The organism is Aeromonas sp. 601027 (assembly GCF_049174455.1).
Lineage (GTDB): Bacteria > Pseudomonadota > Gammaproteobacteria > Enterobacterales > Aeromonadaceae > Aeromonas > Aeromonas veronii_A.
On the sequence record NZ_JAAKTN010000001.1, the window covers coordinates 399416 to 416184 of the forward strand.

Annotated in this window: 14 protein-coding genes; 8 read left to right on the forward strand and 6 right to left on the reverse strand. The window is 57.7% G+C overall.

All coding sequences use genetic code 11. The annotated features are described in order from the left end of the window. Window positions 1-60: 60 nt before the first annotated feature. Together lolD and lolE are read left to right on the forward strand one after the other, a co-directional pair. A complete protein-coding gene (gene lolD / locus G5193_RS01705; RefSeq protein WP_005336988.1) occupies window positions 61-759 on the forward strand; it encodes a lipoprotein-releasing ABC transporter ATP-binding protein LolD in 699 nt (232 codons plus the stop codon). Beyond that, window positions 759-2000, forward strand: a complete 1242-nt coding sequence (gene lolE, locus G5193_RS01710) for a lipoprotein-releasing ABC transporter permease subunit LolE (protein ID WP_421172171.1) — start codon at window positions 759-761, stop codon at window positions 1998-2000. The genes lolD and lolE overlap by 1 nt, the downstream gene beginning before the upstream one ends. A gap of 88 nt (window positions 2001-2088) precedes the next feature. On the opposite strand, the gene yfbR is transcribed toward lolE, so the two are convergent. Both yfbR and G5193_RS01720 read right to left on the reverse strand, forming a co-directional pair. Beyond that, a complete protein-coding gene (gene yfbR / locus G5193_RS01715; protein WP_421172170.1) occupies window positions 2089-2679 on the reverse strand; it encodes a 5'-deoxynucleotidase in 591 nt (196 codons plus the stop codon). A 92-nt stretch (window positions 2680-2771) separates the two neighbouring features. Beyond that, entirely contained in the window at window positions 2772-3206 is a 435-nt protein-coding gene (locus G5193_RS01720; RefSeq protein WP_076495751.1) for a YccF domain-containing protein, read from the reverse strand. A 441-nt stretch (window positions 3207-3647) separates the two neighbouring features. Here G5193_RS01720 and tig point away from each other — a divergent pair, with 441 nt between their 5' ends. The 6 genes from tig to ppiD all read left to right on the forward strand — a co-directional run bounded on the left by tig (window position 3648) and on the right by ppiD (window position 12086). Beyond that, entirely contained in the window at window positions 3648-4958 is a 1311-nt protein-coding gene (gene tig, locus G5193_RS01725; protein ID WP_005345092.1) for a trigger factor, read from the forward strand. An 86-nt stretch (window positions 4959-5044) separates the two neighbouring features. Beyond that, window positions 5045-5668, forward strand: coding sequence for an ATP-dependent Clp endopeptidase proteolytic subunit ClpP (gene clpP, locus G5193_RS01730; protein ID WP_005336979.1), 624 nt, complete (start codon window positions 5045-5047; stop codon window positions 5666-5668). Between the two features lie 70 nt (window positions 5669-5738). Beyond that, window positions 5739-7013 (forward strand): ATP-dependent protease ATP-binding subunit ClpX, encoded by a 1275-nt coding sequence (clpX, locus tag G5193_RS01735; protein WP_005336977.1) that lies wholly within the window; start codon window positions 5739-5741, stop codon window positions 7011-7013. 141 nt (window positions 7014-7154) lie between these two features. Further along, window positions 7155-9509 (forward strand): endopeptidase La, encoded by a 2355-nt coding sequence (lon, locus tag G5193_RS01740; RefSeq protein WP_421204792.1) that lies wholly within the window; start codon window positions 7155-7157, stop codon window positions 9507-9509. Between the two features lie 240 nt (window positions 9510-9749). After that, entirely contained in the window at window positions 9750-10022 is a 273-nt protein-coding gene (gene hupB, locus G5193_RS01745) for a nucleoid-associated protein HU-beta (protein WP_005315375.1), read from the forward strand. A gap of 150 nt (window positions 10023-10172) precedes the next feature. Then, a complete protein-coding gene (gene ppiD, locus G5193_RS01750) occupies window positions 10173-12086 on the forward strand; it encodes a peptidylprolyl isomerase (protein ID WP_202005989.1) in 1914 nt (637 codons plus the stop codon). 228 nt (window positions 12087-12314) lie between these two features. Here the strand turns inward: ppiD and G5193_RS01755 are convergent, their stop codons facing one another. The 4 genes from G5193_RS01755 to G5193_RS01770 form a co-directional block, all read right to left on the reverse strand. Then, window positions 12315-13907 carry an ABC-F family ATPase gene (locus G5193_RS01755; RefSeq protein WP_058057478.1) on the reverse strand — a complete coding sequence of 531 codons (1593 nt, stop codon included), beginning with the start codon at window positions 13905-13907 and terminating at the stop codon, window positions 12315-12317. A 167-nt stretch (window positions 13908-14074) separates the two neighbouring features. Further along, window positions 14075-15727: a cation acetate symporter gene (locus tag G5193_RS01760; protein ID WP_421204793.1), complete on the reverse strand. Its 1653-nt coding sequence runs from the start codon at window positions 15725-15727 to the stop codon at window positions 14075-14077. Continuing rightward, window positions 15724-16035, reverse strand: coding sequence for a DUF485 domain-containing protein (locus G5193_RS01765; RefSeq protein ID WP_040068110.1), 312 nt, complete (start codon window positions 16033-16035; stop codon window positions 15724-15726). Before G5193_RS01765 ends, G5193_RS01760 begins: the two co-directional genes overlap by 4 nt. A 105-nt stretch (window positions 16036-16140) precedes the next feature. Next, window positions 16141-16767: a 3'-5' exonuclease gene (locus tag G5193_RS01770; protein ID WP_421204794.1), complete on the reverse strand. Its 627-nt coding sequence runs from the start codon at window positions 16765-16767 to the stop codon at window positions 16141-16143. Between the last annotated feature and the right edge of the window lie 2 nt (window positions 16768-16769).

Genomic DNA, 16769 nt, shown 5'->3' on the forward strand with positions numbered 1-16769 from the left:
ACTGGTGCCCCCGTAGTTGCGGGTGCCAGCGTTGTTACCGAGGCAAGTGGAGCCCCTGTTATGAATGAAGCCGTATCCCGTGAACCTCTGCTGCGCTGCCAGGCGCTCAATCATGTCTATAAAGAGGGGGAGCTGGAGACTCAGGTGCTCAAGGGGATCGATCTCTGCGTCGCGCCCGGTGAAATGCTGGCGGTGGTGGGGAGCTCCGGCTCCGGCAAGACCACTCTGCTGCATCTGATGGGGGCGCTGGACAACCCCTCCAGCGGCGCCGTGCTGTTCAAAGGGGAGGATATCCACCATTGGGACAGCCGTACCCAAGCCCGTTTTCGCAACCGCGAGCTGGGCTTTGTCTACCAGTTCCACCACCTGCTCTCCGAGTTTAGTGCGCTGGAAAATGCGGCCATGCCGCTGCTGATCGCCGGTGAGTCGGTGGCGGTTGCCACCGAAAAGGCGACCAAAATGTTGGGTAGGGTAGGGCTCTCCCATCGCTTGAACCACCGTCCCTCCGAGCTTTCTGGTGGCGAACGTCAGCGGGTGGCGATCGCCCGGGCGCTGGTCAACGAACCGAGCTTGGTGCTGGCGGATGAGCCTACCGGCAATCTGGATCACGCCAGTGCCACGGCGGTGTACGAACTGCTGTGTGAACTGAATCGTGAACTGGGCACTGCGTTTGTGGTAGTGACTCACGACTTGAGCCTCGCGGCCAAGCTCCATCGCCGGGTGACCCTGGTGAGCGGCGTGATGGCGGAGGTTGCCTGATGTTCAAACCGCTGCCCCTCTTTCTGGGCCTGCGTTACAGCCGCTCCCGCCGTCGCAACGGGTTTATCGCCTTTATCTCTGCCTCTTCCCTGATCGGTATTGCCCTCGGGGTGATGGCGCTGATCCTGGGCCTCTCCGCCATGAACGGTTTCGAGCGGGAGCTTAAAGATCGGGTGCTCTCGGTCGTGCCGCAAGGTGAGCTGGACGCCGTCGAGCGGCCGCTGCCGGATTGGCCGCGTCTGCGCGACTACCTGCTGGCCCAGCCGGGCGTTGAGGCGGCCGCGCCGGTCATTCGCCTCAATGGCCTGCTGGAGCATGGCTCTGCCCTCAAGGGGGTGCAACTGCGCGCCGTGCTGCCCGATCTGGAAGCCAATCTGTCGGATGCCGGCAAATACATGACGGGCCGTGGTCTGCGTGAGCTGCAACCGGGTGAACGTGGGGTGATCCTTGGCAAGACCATCGCCGACAAGCTGGGGGTCAAGGTGGGGGATTCGGTCGCCCTGCTGCTGCCGCAAGGGGGTGATCAGGCGGGGATCAAGAATCCTCGGCGCGAAGCCCTGACCGTGGTGGGGCTGCTGGAGATCGGTGGTCAGCTCGACGGTCTGCTCGGCTTTATGCATCTGGCCGATGCGCAAGCGATCACCGGCATGGGCAGCGGCGTGGAGGGCTTCAGCCTGCGGGTGAGCGATGTGCTTAATGCACAAAATATTACGATCGCCGCCGCGCAGCAGTTCCCTCATCATGTTTACATCCGCAGCTGGATGAACAGCCAGGGTTATCTCTATCAGGACATCCAGATGGTGCGTACCGTCATGTATGTGGTGATGCTGATGGTGGTGGCCGTCGCCTGCTTCAACATTGTCTCCACCCTGGTGATGGCGGTGAACGAGAAGCGCAGCGAAATCGCCATCCTGAAAACCATGGGGGCGAGCCCCGGCCAGATCCGGCTCACCTTCGTCATTCAGGGGATGGTCAACGGCATGGCCGGTGCCCTGCTCGGCGCCCTGCTGGGTGGGCTGCTTTCGAGCAAGCTGACCCAGATCCTGAGCGTTGTCGAAAAGCTCATCGGCCATCGCTTCCTCAATCCGGATATCTATTTCATCGACTTTTTGCCGACTGAGTTGCATATGCAGGATCTGCTCATCGTGACGGGTGCCGCCATCCTGATGAGTCTGGTGGCGACCCTCTATCCCGCCTGGCGGGCGAGCGGTCTGGTACCGTCCCGCGAGCTGGGTCACTGATGGGTTGCATCTAATCCGCTGATAAAGACGAAGAGCCCGCCGGTGTTAAACCGGCGGGCTCTTCTGTTTTCAGGTCATGTAGACTGGCTTAGTGAGCGTTCAGCTCATCGAGCGGCAGGGAGAAGCTGGCCACAAAGGTGTCGATAAAGTAGCGCATCTCATTGCTCATCCGGGCTGCCAGCATGGCTTCAAGGCGCTTGCGAGCCGGTTCGAACTCCCGGTTGCCAGCATTAATCTCTTCGAGGCACTTGGTATAGGCGCAGAGGGTATCGGCATCCTTGACCAGCCTGACCAGCTCGCCATCTTGGGCTGCCGAATCGAGCAGCGGGCGAAAATCCTCTACCAGTTCCGGCGGCAGCATGCCAAGCAGACGCTGCTCGGCGGCCAGCTCTATCTTCTTGTACTCGCGGGCAATTTCGGGGTTGAAGTATTTGACCGGGGTGGGCAGATCGCCGGTCAGCACCTCGCTGCTATCGTGGTAGAGGGCCATCACGGCGGCGCGGTCGGCATTCACGCTGCCGCCAAACAGTCGATTTTTGATGATGCCGAGGGCATGGGCCACCATGGCCACTTGAAGGCTGTGCTCGGCAATGTTTTCCGGCTGGATGTTGCGCATCAGGGGCCAGCGGTAGATGAGTTTCATGCGGGCGAGATTGGCGAAAAAGTGGCTGGGTAACATGACGGCCTCAACAAAAGAGAATAGAAAAGGGCAGACCCTAGTCTGCCCTTTTTTTCGTTGCAGGGCAGCGTCTGCCCGCGCATTTCCCGTGTTTAGCGGATATAGCGGCCCGATTCAGCCTCCTGATTGGTCACAATCATCTGGCCGATAGGCGCCAGACTGATGAGTGCCAGCTTGAGATGCTGGATACCGAACGGGATACCGATAATGGTCACGAAGCAGGCCAGCGCGGAAGCGATGTGGCCGATGGCGAGCCAGACACCGATCAGCACGAACCAGAGGATATTGCCAATCAGCCCCAGAGTGCCGGTGCCGATATCGCTCTGGCCAGTCATGGTCTTGCGATTGACGGCCTGCTTGCCAAACGGGAAGAAGGTAAAGGTGCCGATCACGAAGCAGGCACGTCCCCAGGGGATGCCGACCAGCGAGATAAAGCAGATAAGACCGGCCAGCCACCAGGCCAGGCCCATAAAGACACCTCCCAGTACAAACCAGAGCAGATTGAACAAGAAGCGGAAAAAGGCCATGTGAGTGACTCCAGATCATCAATTTGGTTGCCACCATAACGAGGGAGGGGTAGGGACGCAATGGTTGATTGGCCCAATCGCCATTTGGCTGGACAAATTGAGTCGCCGCCCGCAACGGTGGGCTGTTTTTCGGTGAAAAATGGGCAATAAAGCGGCGTTCGGATGAAAAAAGGTGAACAAACGCAAAATTATTGCCATCGGATAGTTGAAGTCGGGCACCTCTCTCCCCATATAAAGGGCAGTTTTGCACGAATTGTGCTTGCACGCCGCTCAATGTGGGGGATGTGTGGCTCGACTCGACCAAAGTGCGCCGCTATAATGCCGCGTCATATTTTCTCATCACAAAGACATATCGTTGTCTTTATAAACAGGAAGACTCCGGGCTTTGCCCAGGGGCAATAAAGGGTCAGCACACAGTGCTGAGTTGAACGAGGTAGAAGAATGCAAGTTTCTGTAGAGACAACCCAGGGTCTGGAACGCCGTCTTACCATCACTGTACCGGCTGCTACCGTAGACGCCGCTGTGCGTAAAGAATTGAATGGCCTGGCCAAAACTCGTCGCATCGACGGTTTCCGTCCTGGCAAGGCTCCGGTTGCCATCATCAAGAAGATGTTCGGCGCCATGGCTCACGCCCGCGTTGCTGATGAAATGATGCAGAGCAACTTCATCAAAGCCATCATCGAAAACAAACTGAGCCCGGCCGGTGCCCCGACCATGGATCCGAAAGAGATCAAAGAAGGTCAGGATTTCGAGTTCACCGCCACTTTCGAAGTGTACCCGGAGTTCGAAGTTGCAGGTCTCGAGACCATCAAGGTCGAGAAGCCGGTTGCGACCGTGAAGGATGAAGATCTGGCCAACATGATCGACACCCTGCGCAAGCAGCACGCTACCTGGGCTGATGCCGATGTTGCCGCTGCCAATGGCATGCGTGTGACCATGGACTTCGTCGGTTCCATCGACGGTGAAGAGTTCGACGGCGGCAAAGCTGAAGGCTTCAACCTGGTGCTGGGCGCTGGCCGCATGATCCCGGGCTTTGAAGACGCCATCCTGGGCAAGAAAGCGGGCGACGAGTTCACCATTGAAGTGACCTTCCCGGCTGACTACCACGCTGAAAACCTGAAAGGCAAAGAAGCCAAGTTCGCTTCCAAGCTGATCAAGGTTGAAGAGCAGATCCTGCCTGAGCTGACCGAAGAGTTCGTCAAGCGTTTCGGTATCGAGAGCGGTTCTGTTGAAGAGCTGAAAGCCGAAGTGCGCAAGAACATGGAGCGCGAACTGGCTCAAGCCCTGAAAAACAGCGTGAAAGAGCAGGTTCTGAACGGTCTGGTTGAAGCCAACCAAATCGACCTGCCGAAAGCAGCTGTTGCTCAAGAGATCGATGCTCTGCGTCAGCAGGCTCTGCAGCGCTTCGGTGGTTTCCAGGGCGGTAACGCTCCCGAGCTGCCGGCTGAACTGTTCCAGGCTCAAGCCGAGCGTCGTGTACGCGTAGGCCTGCTGCTGGGAGACGTGATCCGCACCAACGAGATCAAGGCTGACGATGCCCGTGTAAACAGCATCATCGAGTCCATGGCGACTGCCTACGAAGATCCGAAGGAAGTGATCGAGTACTATCAGAAGAACGAACAGATGCTGAACGGCGTTCGTAACCTGGCAGTAGAAGATCAAGCCATCGACCTGATCCTGTCCAAAGCGCAAGTGACCGAAAAAGAAGTTGCCTTTGACGAAGTGATCAACAAGTCTGGCGCCGCTGCCTAAGAACATTTGACTTAAGGTCAAGACTGTTAAGTATAATGGCTCGTGTGATCTCCACTCGGGCCATTTTATTTTAGGGACAATGCCTTATGTACAAGAACTATAACGATATGACCGATTCTCCCAGCAATGCGCTGGTCCCCATCGTGGTCGAACAGACTGCCAAGGGTGAACGTTCCTACGATATTTACTCCCGTCTGCTGAAAGAGCGGGTGATCTTCCTGACTGGTCAGGTTGAAGATCACATGGCTAATCTGGTGGTTGCCCAGCTGCTGTTCCTCGAGTCCGAGAATCCGGACAAGGACATCTATATCTACATCAACTCGCCGGGTGGTTCGGTGACTGCGGGCATGTCCATCTACGACACCATGCAGTTCATCAAGCCGGATGTCAGCACCGTCTGCATGGGGCAGGCCTGCTCCATGGGTGCCTTCCTGCTGGCCGGTGGCGCCAAGGGCAAGCGTTTCTGCCTGCCTAATGCCCGTGTGATGATCCACCAGCCGCTGGGTGGCTTCCAGGGTCAGGCATCTGATATCCAGATCCACGCCCAGGAGATCCTGAAGATTAAAAATACCCTGAACGAGCGCCTGGCGTTCCACACCGGTCAGGACATGGCTACCATCGAGCGTGACACCGATCGTGACAACTTCATGTCCGCCGAGCAGGCCGTGGCCTATGGTCTGGTAGACGGTGTCCTGAGCCAGCGTAGCTGAGCAGGGTGTCCCGGTCTGTTGTAAACTCAACAGGCCGATCCATCCTCTATTGATAAAACGAGGTTGCTGAATGACAGAGAAACGCAAGGGTGAGGGTGATAAGCTGCTCTACTGCTCTTTTTGCGGCAAAAGCCAGCATGAAGTGCGCAAGCTGATCGCTGGCCCTTCCGTCTACATATGTGATGAGTGCGTCGAGCTGTGCAACGACATCATCCGCGAAGAGATCCGCGAGATCTCGCCCAAGCGCGATGGTAACGAGCTGCCGACCCCTCATCAGATCCGCGCTCATCTCGATGACTATGTGATCGGGCAGGAGTACGCCAAGAAGGTGTTGGCCGTTGCCGTCTACAACCACTACAAGCGTCTGCGCAACAGCGGCGAAAACAGTGGTGTGGAGCTCGGCAAATCCAACATCCTGCTGATTGGCCCGACCGGTAGCGGTAAAACCCTGCTGGCCGAGACTCTGGCTCGTCTGCTGGATGTGCCGTTCACCATGGCCGATGCGACCACCCTGACCGAAGCCGGTTATGTGGGCGAGGACGTGGAGAACATCATCCAGAAGCTGCTGCAAAAGTGCGACTACGACGTAGAGAAAGCCCAGCGTGGCATCGTCTATATCGACGAGATCGACAAGATCTCCCGCAAGTCGGACAACCCCTCCATCACCCGCGATGTCTCCGGGGAAGGGGTACAGCAGGCACTGCTCAAGCTGATCGAAGGGACCATCGCTTCCGTGCCGCCGCAAGGTGGTCGCAAGCATCCGCAGCAGGAGTTCTTGCAGGTTGATACCTCCAAGATCCTCTTCATCTGTGGCGGTGCCTTTGCCGGTCTGGACAAGGTGATCGAGCAGCGTTCCGTGAAGGGAACCGGTATCGGTTTTGGCGCCGAGGTGAAATCCAAGGATGCCAAGGCCACCCTGAGCGAGACCTTCGCCAAGGTAGAGCCGGAAGATCTGATCAAGTATGGTCTGATCCCCGAGTTCATCGGCCGTTTGCCGGTGGTCGCGACCCTGACCGAGCTGGACGAGTCAGCCCTTATCCAGATCCTGAAAGAGCCGAAAAACGCGCTGACCAAACAGTACGCTGCGTTGTTCGACCTGGAAGGGGTCGAGCTGGAGTTCCGTGACGACGCACTCAACGCCATTGCTCGCAAGGCGATGGAGCGTAAAACCGGTGCTCGTGGTCTGCGTTCCATCGTGGAAGCCGTGCTGCTGGATACCATGTATGACCTGCCTTCTCTGGAAGGGGTCAGCAAGGTGGTGATCGACGAGACCGTGATCAAAGGGGACTCCGCGCCCTTGATGATCTACGAAAATCCCGAAACCCAGGCTGCTGCATCAGAGTAAATGTCTGATTTTTAATCGAATGGAAGGGGCTTTTTGCCCCTTTCATGCTTTTTGCGGTTTCGGCGATTGAATCTCATCTCAGCGCCCCCATATACTCAGCCAAGCGCTTTGCCAACGGTATAACAAGCCGAGAGGACATATATGAACCTAGAGCGTTCAGAACGCATCGAGATTCCCGTCCTGCCTCTTCGTGACGTGGTGGTTTATCCCCACATGGTCATTCCACTCTTTGTGGGGCGGGAAAAATCCATTCGCTGTCTGGAAGCGGCCATGGAGCAGGACAAGAAAGTTCTGCTGGTGGCCCAGAAGGATGCGTCAACCGATGAGCCGACTGTGGAGGAGATCTTCACCGTCGGGACAGTGGCCAATATTCTGCAGATGCTCAAGCTGCCGGACGGCACCGTCAAGGTGCTGGTAGAGGGGGGACAGCGTGCCCGCCTGGAGCGGATGATCGACGACAAGGATTTCTTTGTCTGCGAGGCCCAATACATCCCCTCCCAAGCCATTGAGGAGAAGGATCAGGAAGTGCTGGTTCGCTCCGCCATCGGCCAGTTTGAAGGCTATATCAAGCTCAACAAGAAGATCCCGCCCGAGGTACTGACCTCGATCTCGGCGATCGACGATGCTGCGCGTCTGGCAGATACCATGGCGGCCCACATGCCGCTCAAGCTGGAAGACAAGCAGAAGGTGCTGGAGATCGTCTCGGTTTCCGAGCGCATCGAATTCCTGATGGCGATGATGGAGTCGGAAATTGACCTGCTGCAGGTCGAGAAGCGCATCCGTACTCGCGTCAAGAAGCAGATGGAAAAGAGTCAGCGCGAGTATTACCTCAACGAGCAGATGAAGGCCATCCAGAAAGAGCTGGGTGAGCTGGAAGATAGCCCGGATGAGTTTGAAGCCCTCAATCGCAAGATTGAAGAGGCTGGCATGCCGGAAGATGCCCGTGAAAAGGCCCAGGCCGAGCTTTCCAAGTTGAAGATGATGTCTCCCATGTCCGCCGAGGCTACCGTGGTGCGCAGCTATGTGGACTGGATGGTACAGGTGCCGTGGAAGGCGCGATCCAAGGTCAAGAAAGACCTTGGCAAGGCGCAAGAGGTGCTGGATGCCGATCACTATGGCCTCGAGAAGGTCAAGGATCGCATCCTCGAATATCTGGCGGTACAGGCACGGGTTAACAAGCTCAAGGGCCCTATCCTCTGTCTGGTTGGGCCTCCCGGTGTGGGCAAGACCTCGTTGGGCCAATCCATCGCCAAGGCGACAGGCCGCAAATATGTGCGGATGGCTCTGGGTGGGGTGCGTGACGAAGCGGAGATCCGCGGTCACCGCCGTACTTATATCGGTTCCATGCCCGGCAAACTCATCCAGAAGATGGCGAAAGTCGGCGTGAAGAACCCGCTGTTCCTGCTCGACGAGATCGACAAGATGAGCTCGGACATGCGCGGCGATCCCGCCTCTGCCTTGCTGGAAGTGCTGGATCCGGAGCAGAACAACAGCTTCAACGATCACTATCTGGAAGTGGATTATGACCTGTCGGACGTTATGTTCGTGGCTACCTCCAACTCCATGAACATCCCGGGCCCCTTGCTGGACCGGATGGAGGTGATCCGTCTCTCCGGTTACACCGAAGATGAGAAGCTCAACATTGCCAAGCAGCATCTGGTTGCCAAGCAGATCCAGCGCAACGGCCTGAAAGAGTCCGAGATCACCATCGAGGATTCTGCTTTGGTCGGGGTGATCCGTTACTACACCCGCGAGGCGGGGGTTCGTGGTCTGGAGCGCGAGATCTCCAAGATTTGTCGCAAAGCGGTCAAGCGCATCCTGCTGGACAAGAGCATCAAGCATGTTCAGGTCAATCAGGCCAACCTCAAGGAGTTCCTCGGGGTACAGCGTTTCGATTACGGCAAAGCCACCGACCAGAACCAGATTGGTCAGGTATGTGGTCTGGCGTGGACCGAAGTGGGGGGCGATCTGCTTACCATCGAGACCACCAACATGCCGGGCAAAGGCAAGCTCACTTATACCGGTTCTCTCGGTGAAGTGATGCAGGAGTCCATTCAGGCGGCCATGACGGTGGTGCGTACCCGTGCCGAGAAGTTGCGGATCAATGCTGACTTCTACGAGAAGCGCGATATCCACGTGCACGTACCGGAAGGGGCCACCCCCAAAGATGGTCCGAGCGCCGGTATCGCCATGTGTACTGCCCTGGTCTCCAGCTTGACCGGTAATCCGGTTCGTGCTGATGTGGCGATGACAGGGGAGATCACCTTGCGCGGCGAAGTGCTGCCCATCGGCGGTCTCAAGGAGAAGTTGCTGGCAGCCCATCGTGGCGGCATCAAGCGAGTGCTTATTCCGAAAGAGAACGAGCGTGACCTTGAGGAGATCCCGGCAAACGTCAAACAAGACCTTGAAATTTATCCGGTTCGCTGGATTGACGAGGTGCTGGAATTGGCGTTGCAGGACAATCCGCAGGGGTTTGAGCGCGTTTCTGTCGTGTAAATGTTGATGCGCCGCAAATTTGGCGCATTCGACGGGTGGTTAAGGCTTGCATGCGCCCGATAACGGAAGTAGCCTTGACCACCGATCGGGTACTCGTGATGAGTCGCAATGCGTTGTGTGGCGCGGGTTTGCGCCAGATTGTCACTTGCAACTGATCAGGAGGCTTGCTATAAAACCTCCACTTGTTGTGGCCAGGGAAATCAGCGCCGCAGCGGTGTTCGATAAAAGGGGAATATAAGAGTGAATAAATCTCAACTGATTGACAAGATTGCAGACGGTGCCGATATCTCCAAAGCTGCCGCTGGCCGTGCGTTGGATGCCTTCATTGATGCTGTTGGTGAAGCGCTGAAAGAGGGTGACCAGGTTGCTCTGGTTGGTTTCGGTACTTTCGCTGTACGCGAGCGTGCTGCCCGTTCAGGCCGTAACCCGCAGACTGGCGCGACCATCGAAATCGCTGCTGGTAAAGTTCCTGCCTTCAAAGCCGGTAAGGCCCTGAAAGACGCTGTTAACTAAGTCGGTCGCTGATATCCGTCGGCTACCGTCCTTGGTCGCAGACCAGACAAGTTAGAGAGTCTTCTCTCATACTGATTGACCAAGGCGCATCGCAATCGGTGCGCCTTTTTATTGTTTACGCCCATCGAGTTCGGGAGCATAAGTACAAACATGATGTTGGATAAACTACGCGAAGGGGCGCAGGGCAAGGTAGCCAAGGTTATCTTGGGCCTGATCATCCTCTCCTTTGCCTTGGCTGGTGTAGGTAGTTACCTGAACGGCCCGGCCCGTACCGCCCCCGCCACTGTCAACGGCACAGAAATCAGTGCAACCGCACTGGAAAATGCCTACCGTAACGAGCGCGCCCGCATGGAATCCCAGATGGGAGAGGCATTCAGCCAGCTGGCCGCGAACCCCGATTACATGAAACAGTTCCGCCGCGGTGTGCTGGATCGCCTGATCGATCAGGCGCTGCTGGACAGCAAGGCCCGTGAACTGGGTCTGCGCGTCAGCGATGAGCAGATCAAGCAAGCCATCGTGGCCATGCCGGAATTTGCCGAGAACGGCAAGTTCAACAATGACCGTTATCTGCAGCTGATCCGTCGTGCCGGCATGACTCCCGAAATGTTCCGTGACTCCCTGCGTCAGGACATGGTGCGTCAACAGTTGATGAGCGCCCTGCTGGGCACCGAATTCTCCCTCAAGGGCGAAGCGGAGCAGCTCGACAAGCTCTACAACCAGACTCGCGATCTGCGTCTGGTGCGTCTGGCTGCCGCCAACTACATGGCTGACGTTCAGGTCTCCGACAACGAGCTCGAGCAGTACTACAAGACCAATGGCGCCCGTTTCATGAACGACGAGCAGGTCAAGGTCGACTATCTGCTGCTGGACGCTGCCAACCTCGCCAAGGATATCAAGGTCACCGAGCAGGATGCCCAGGATTACTACGATCAGCACCAGGATCTGTTCCAGCGTGCCGAGCGTCGCCACGTGGCTCACATCCTGATCCCGTTTGGCAAGGATGAGAAAGCGGCCGAGCAGAAAGCAGAAGCCGTGCTGGCCAAAGCCAAGGCGGGCGATGATTTCGCTGCGCTGGCCAAGGCTGACTCTTCCGATACCTTCTCTGCCAAAAAAGGCGGCGAGCTGGACTGGTTCGAGAAAGGGGTGATGGATCCGGCCTTCGAGAAAGCCGCGTTCGCCCTGAACAAGGCTGGCGATCTCTCCGGCGTGGTGAAGAGCCCGTTCGGTTTCCACATCATCAAGCTGCTGGGGGTTGAAGCAGCCCAGACCAAGCCGTTTGCCGATGTGAAAGAAGAGACCATCACTCGTCTGCAAGCTGACAAGGCCAAGGAGAAGTTCTTCGCCGAGCAGCAGAAGATGGCTGACAACAGCTTCGAAAACCCGGACTCGCTGGATCTGACCGCTGACGCCATGGGAATGAAGGTTCAATCTTCCGATTTCTTCACCCAGGCGACTGCTCCGGCTCCGCTGAACGATCCCAAGGTACTCTCTGTTGCGTTCTCCGAACAGCTGCGCGATGACAACACAAACTCCGACGTGATCGAGCTGGCTGACGGCAAGGCGCTGGTGCTGCACATCACTGGTCACAAGCCCAAAGCGGTCAAGCCGCTGGCCGAGGTGAAAGAGCAGGTGATTGCCGCCATCAAGCATGACAAGGCTAGCGAAGTGGCCCGTGGCAAGGCCCAGGGTCTGCTGGACAAGCTGAAAGTCGGTGAGAGCATCACCGCCGATCTGACTGCACTCGGTCTGAAAGTGGAGACCCACAAAGGGGTTGCCCGTTTCGATCGCGAGCTGGATCAGAACCTGATTGCCCAGGCGTTCACGCTGCCCCATCCGATCGACGGCAAGCCGAGCGTTGCTCTGGTTGCCGAGACCAATGGTGACCGCGTTGTAGTTGCGCTGGACAAGGTCAACGTACCTGCCGCCGCATCCGGCATGGCCGCCATGCTGCAAGCTCAGCTGGGTCAGGGCAAAGCCCAAGTGGATTACAAGTCTCTGATCGACGAGTTGCGCAAAGCGGCCAAGATCGAGTACTTCACCAGTGTGGAAGCGACCGTCGAGTAATCGGCACTGCGCAACCCATTGAAAACGGCTCCGTGATGGAGCCGTTTTTTTATCTGTGGGCAAGAGGGGGGATATTCAAGCTCTGCTCTCTGCTCTCTGCTCTCTGCCCTCTGCTCTGTGGCGTGTAGTCACACCACTGCTATACGCCATCTCAGTCGTCTAAATACGGAATATAAAAAAACCGGCACGTGTGTGCCGGTTTTTCATTGCGAGCTTGCAAGGCGGGGGTTACACCACGCCCTGGGTGCGCAGGTAATCCTCGTAGGTGCCGCCGAAGTCGCGGATACCATCTTCAGTCAGCTCCAGGATGCGGGTCGCCAGAGAGGAGACGAATTCGCGGTCGTGGGAGACGAAGATCAGGGTCCCCTGGTAGAGCTCCAGCGCCATGTTCAAGGATTCGATGGATTCCATGTCCAGGTGGTTGGTCGGCTCATCCATGATCAGGATGTTGGGGCGCTGCATCATCAGCTTGCCGAACAGCATGCGACCCTGTTCACCACCGGAGAGCACCTTGACCGGCTTCTTGATGTCGTCCTGAGAGAACAGCAGACGGCCCAGTATGGAGCGTACAGCCTGCTCGTCTTCGTTCTCCTGTTTCCACTGGGCCATCCAGTCGAACACGTTGAGATCAGTGTCGAAGTCTTCGGCGTGATCCTGAGCGTAGTAACCGATCTGGGCGTTCTCGGACCACTTGATGGTGCCGGTATCCGGAGCCAGTGCGCCGACCAGGGTCTTGATCAGAGTCGATTTACCGATACCGTTGGTACCCAGAATGGCGACCTTCTCGCCCACTTCCATCATCATGTTGAGGCCCTTGAACAGGGGACCGTCGCCATAACCCTTGGATACACCTTCCACTTCCAGGATGTTGCGATAGAGCTTTTTGTCCTGCTCGAAGCGGATGAAGGGGTTCTGGCGGCTGGAGACCTTGACGTCCTCAATCTTGATCTTGTCGATCTGCTTGAGACGGGAGGTCGCCTGACGGGACTTGGAGGCGTTGGCGCTGAAACGGGAGACGAAGGATTGCAGATCGGCGATCTGGGCCTTCTTCTTGGCGTTGTCGGCCAGCAGACGCTCGCGCGCCTGGGTGGCGGCCAGCATGTAGTCGTCGTAGTTGCCCGGGTAAACGCGCAGCTCGCCGTAGTCCAGATCCGCCATGTGGGTACAGACGGAGTTCAGGAAGTGACGGTCGTGAGAGATGATGATCATGGTGCTTTCACGATCGTTGAGCACCTGCTCCAGCCAGCGAATGGTGTTGATATCCAGGTTGTTGGTCGGTTCGTCCAGCAGCAGGATATCGGGGTTGGAGAACAGCGCCTGTGCCAGCAGCACCCGCAGTTTCCAGCCCGGCGCCACTTCGCTCATCGGGCCGTTGTGCTGCTCGAGCGGAATGCCGACACCCAGCAGCAGCTCGCCTGCGCGCGCTTCGGCGGTGTAGCCGTCATACTCGGCAACCAGACCTTCCAGCTCGGCGGCCTTCATATAGTCTTCGTCGGTGGCTTCGAGGTTGGCGTAGATGGCATCGCGCTCGGCGATAGCCGCCCACAGCTCGGTGTGACCCATCATGACCACGTCCAGTACGCGCATATCTTCGTAGGCGAACTGATCCTGACGCAGCTTACCGATGCGCTCGTTGACATCCAGGCTCACATTACCGCCAGTGGGCTCCAGATCACCACCGAGGATCTTCATAAAGGTGGACTTGCCACAGCCGTTGGCGCCGATAAGGCCATAGCGGTTGCCGCCGCCAAACTTGACGTTGATGTTCTCAAACAGCGGCTTGGCGCCGAACTGCATGGTGATGTTGTTGCTGCTTAACAAGGTATGTGTCCCGATTGGTCTGTCAAATGGCGCGCATTATGGCACAGATCCCCCGAAAGTTTTAGCGAGAAGTGTGATCTTGATCGGGGCAAGCGGGGCGTGCAGCCGATTGATGGGCAATAAAAAAAGCCGGCGCGAAGCCGGCTTGGAAGGATGAACTTGATCTGTTAGTGGGAGGTGGCGCCAGAGGCACCCAGCCCAGTTTGGGAGCGAACGAACTGCGGCAGGAACTTGGCATGCTCGTCGGCGGCGTTCTGGGAGCTGTCGGTGATGGAGAAGAACCAGATCCCGATGAAGGCCAAACCCATGGAGAAGAGGGCAGGGTATTCGTAGGGGAAGATAGCCTGGGCATGGCCCAGTACTTTCACCCACACGGTCGGGCCCAGGATCATCAGGGTCACTGCGCTCACCAGCCCCAGCCAGCCACCATAGACGGCGCCACGGGTGGTCAGGCGTGACCAGAACATGGAGAGGAACAGCACCGGGAAGTTGCAGCTGGCGGCGATGGAGAAGGCCAGACCGACCATGAAGGCGATGTTCTGCTTCTCGAACAGGATCCCCAGACCAATGGCAACCACACCCAGCACCAGAGTCGTCATCTTGGAGACACGCAGTTCATCGCTCTCGTTGGCCTTGCCCTTCTTCAGCACACTGGCATAGAGGTCATGGGAGACCGCAGAGGCTCCGGCCAGGGTCAATCCGGCAACTACCGCCAGAATGGTGGCAAATGCCACGGCGGAGATGAAGCCGAGGAACAGGCTGCCACCGACCGCATTGGCCAGATGGACTGCCGCCATGTTGGTGCCGCCCAGCAGGGCGCCGGTGGCGTCCTTGAAGGCCGGGTTGGTGCTCACCAGCAAGATGGCGCCAAAGCCGATGATAAAAGTGAGGATGTAGAAGTAGCCGATAAAGCCGGTGGCGTAGAACACAGATTTACGCGCTTCCTTGGCATCGCTCACGGTGAAGAAACGCATCAGGATATGTGGCAGACCGGCGGTACCGAACATCAATGCCAGCCCGAGCGAGATGGCGGAGATGGGGTCAGCAACCAGGCCACCCGGGCTCATGATGGCGATCCCTTTCTCGTGCACCTTGACCGCTTCGCTAAACAGGGCACCGATATCGAAGTTGACCGATTTCATGACCATGATGGCCATGAAGCTGGCACCGGAGAGCAGCATCACTGCCTTGATGATCTGCACCCAGGTAGTGGCCAGCATGCCGCCAAACAGCACGTAGAGCACCATCAGGATACCGACCAGCACCACGGCCACATGGTATTGCAGGCCAAACAGCAGCTCGATCAGTTTGCCGGCACCGACCATCTGGGCGATCAGGTAGAGGGCGACCACCACCAGCGAGCCGCAGGCGGAGAGGGTACGCACTTCAGTCTGCTTCAGACGATAGGAGGCAACATCGGCGAAGGTGTATTTGCCGAGATTGCGCAGCCGTTCGGCGATCAGGAACAGAATGATGGGCCAGCCCACCAGAAAGCCGATGGAGTAGATGAGGCCGTCATAGCCGGAGGTGTAGACCAGCGCGGAGATCCCGAGGAAAGAGGCGGCGGACATATAGTCACCGGCGATGGCCAGACCGTTCTGGAAGCCGGTGATACGGCCACCGGCAGCATAGTAGTCGGAAGCCGAGCGGTTGCGCTTGGAGGCCCAGTAGGTGATGAACAGGGTAGCGGCCACAAACACCAGAAACATCACGATGGCGGCGACATTAAGGGGCTGACGCTCCACGGCGCCAGAGATTGCATCGGCCGCCAGCAGGGGAGAGGAGGCCAGTGAGGTCAACAGCAGCAACTTGCCTTTCATGATTGCACCCCTTTGAGGATCTTCTGGTTCAGTTCATCAAACTCGCCGTTGGCGCGAAACACATAGACGCCGGTCAACACGAAGGAGGAGAGGATCAATCCTACCCCGACAGGAATGCCGCGAGTAATGGTCGACCCTTCGCTCAAGGGGGTGCCGAGCCAACCGGGGGCAAAGGCGATGAGCAGAATAAACGCCAGGTAGAGTCCCAGCATCAGAGCCGAGAGGGCCCAGGCAAAACGCTGGCGCTTGGCGACCAGCTCCTGGAAGTTGGGATCTTGCTGGATCCTCAGATAGCTTTGCTGTTCCATTGCAGTTCTCCATGACATGAGTGTCAGCGGTGGATGGGGTAACCCCGACGAGCAGGTAATCTGCTCATGTAAGCAAAATGTGAATTAAATGTTATTTCTCGACAATTAGACTTTGGGATAAGTGAGCGGCGAGCCGCAGGTCAGGCGCAGGTAGATGAGCGCGGCCGTGGTGGCATCGGCAAGGGCGTCGTGGGCGGGCAGGGATGGGAGTTCAAGGTGGCTGCAGATGGCACTTAAGTGGAGGTCAATGGCCGCATCGGGATAGCGGCGATAGAGGTGGTCGTGATAGAGCTGGCTCACCTCGATCCCTCGCTGGGGCAGGGTCAATCCCCACAATTTCTGGCAGGCAAGATTGAGAATGCGCAGGTCGTAGGCGATGTGATAGCCCACCAGTTCACGCGGGCCGATAAAGTCGAGCAGCAGGTGCAGCGCGGCTTCCAGCGTCATCCCCTGTTGCAGATCCTGATGGCGCAGACCATGGATCACCACAGATTGGCCGGTCAGGCTGGCCGGTGGCTGTACTTTGATGGCGAGGGCCTCGCCGGTCAGCAGCCGGTTCCCCTGAATGCGCACCGCCCCGATGGAGACGATCTCGGCCTGCTCGGGATCGAGACTGGTGGTCTCGAAATCGAGAGCGATCCGTTCATCTTTCGGTGTGGTGGCAAAGAGCGGCGCGAACTCGCCCGTTCGGAACCCGCGGCCATACCAGTAGCGTCGAGCGCGGCTCAACATGA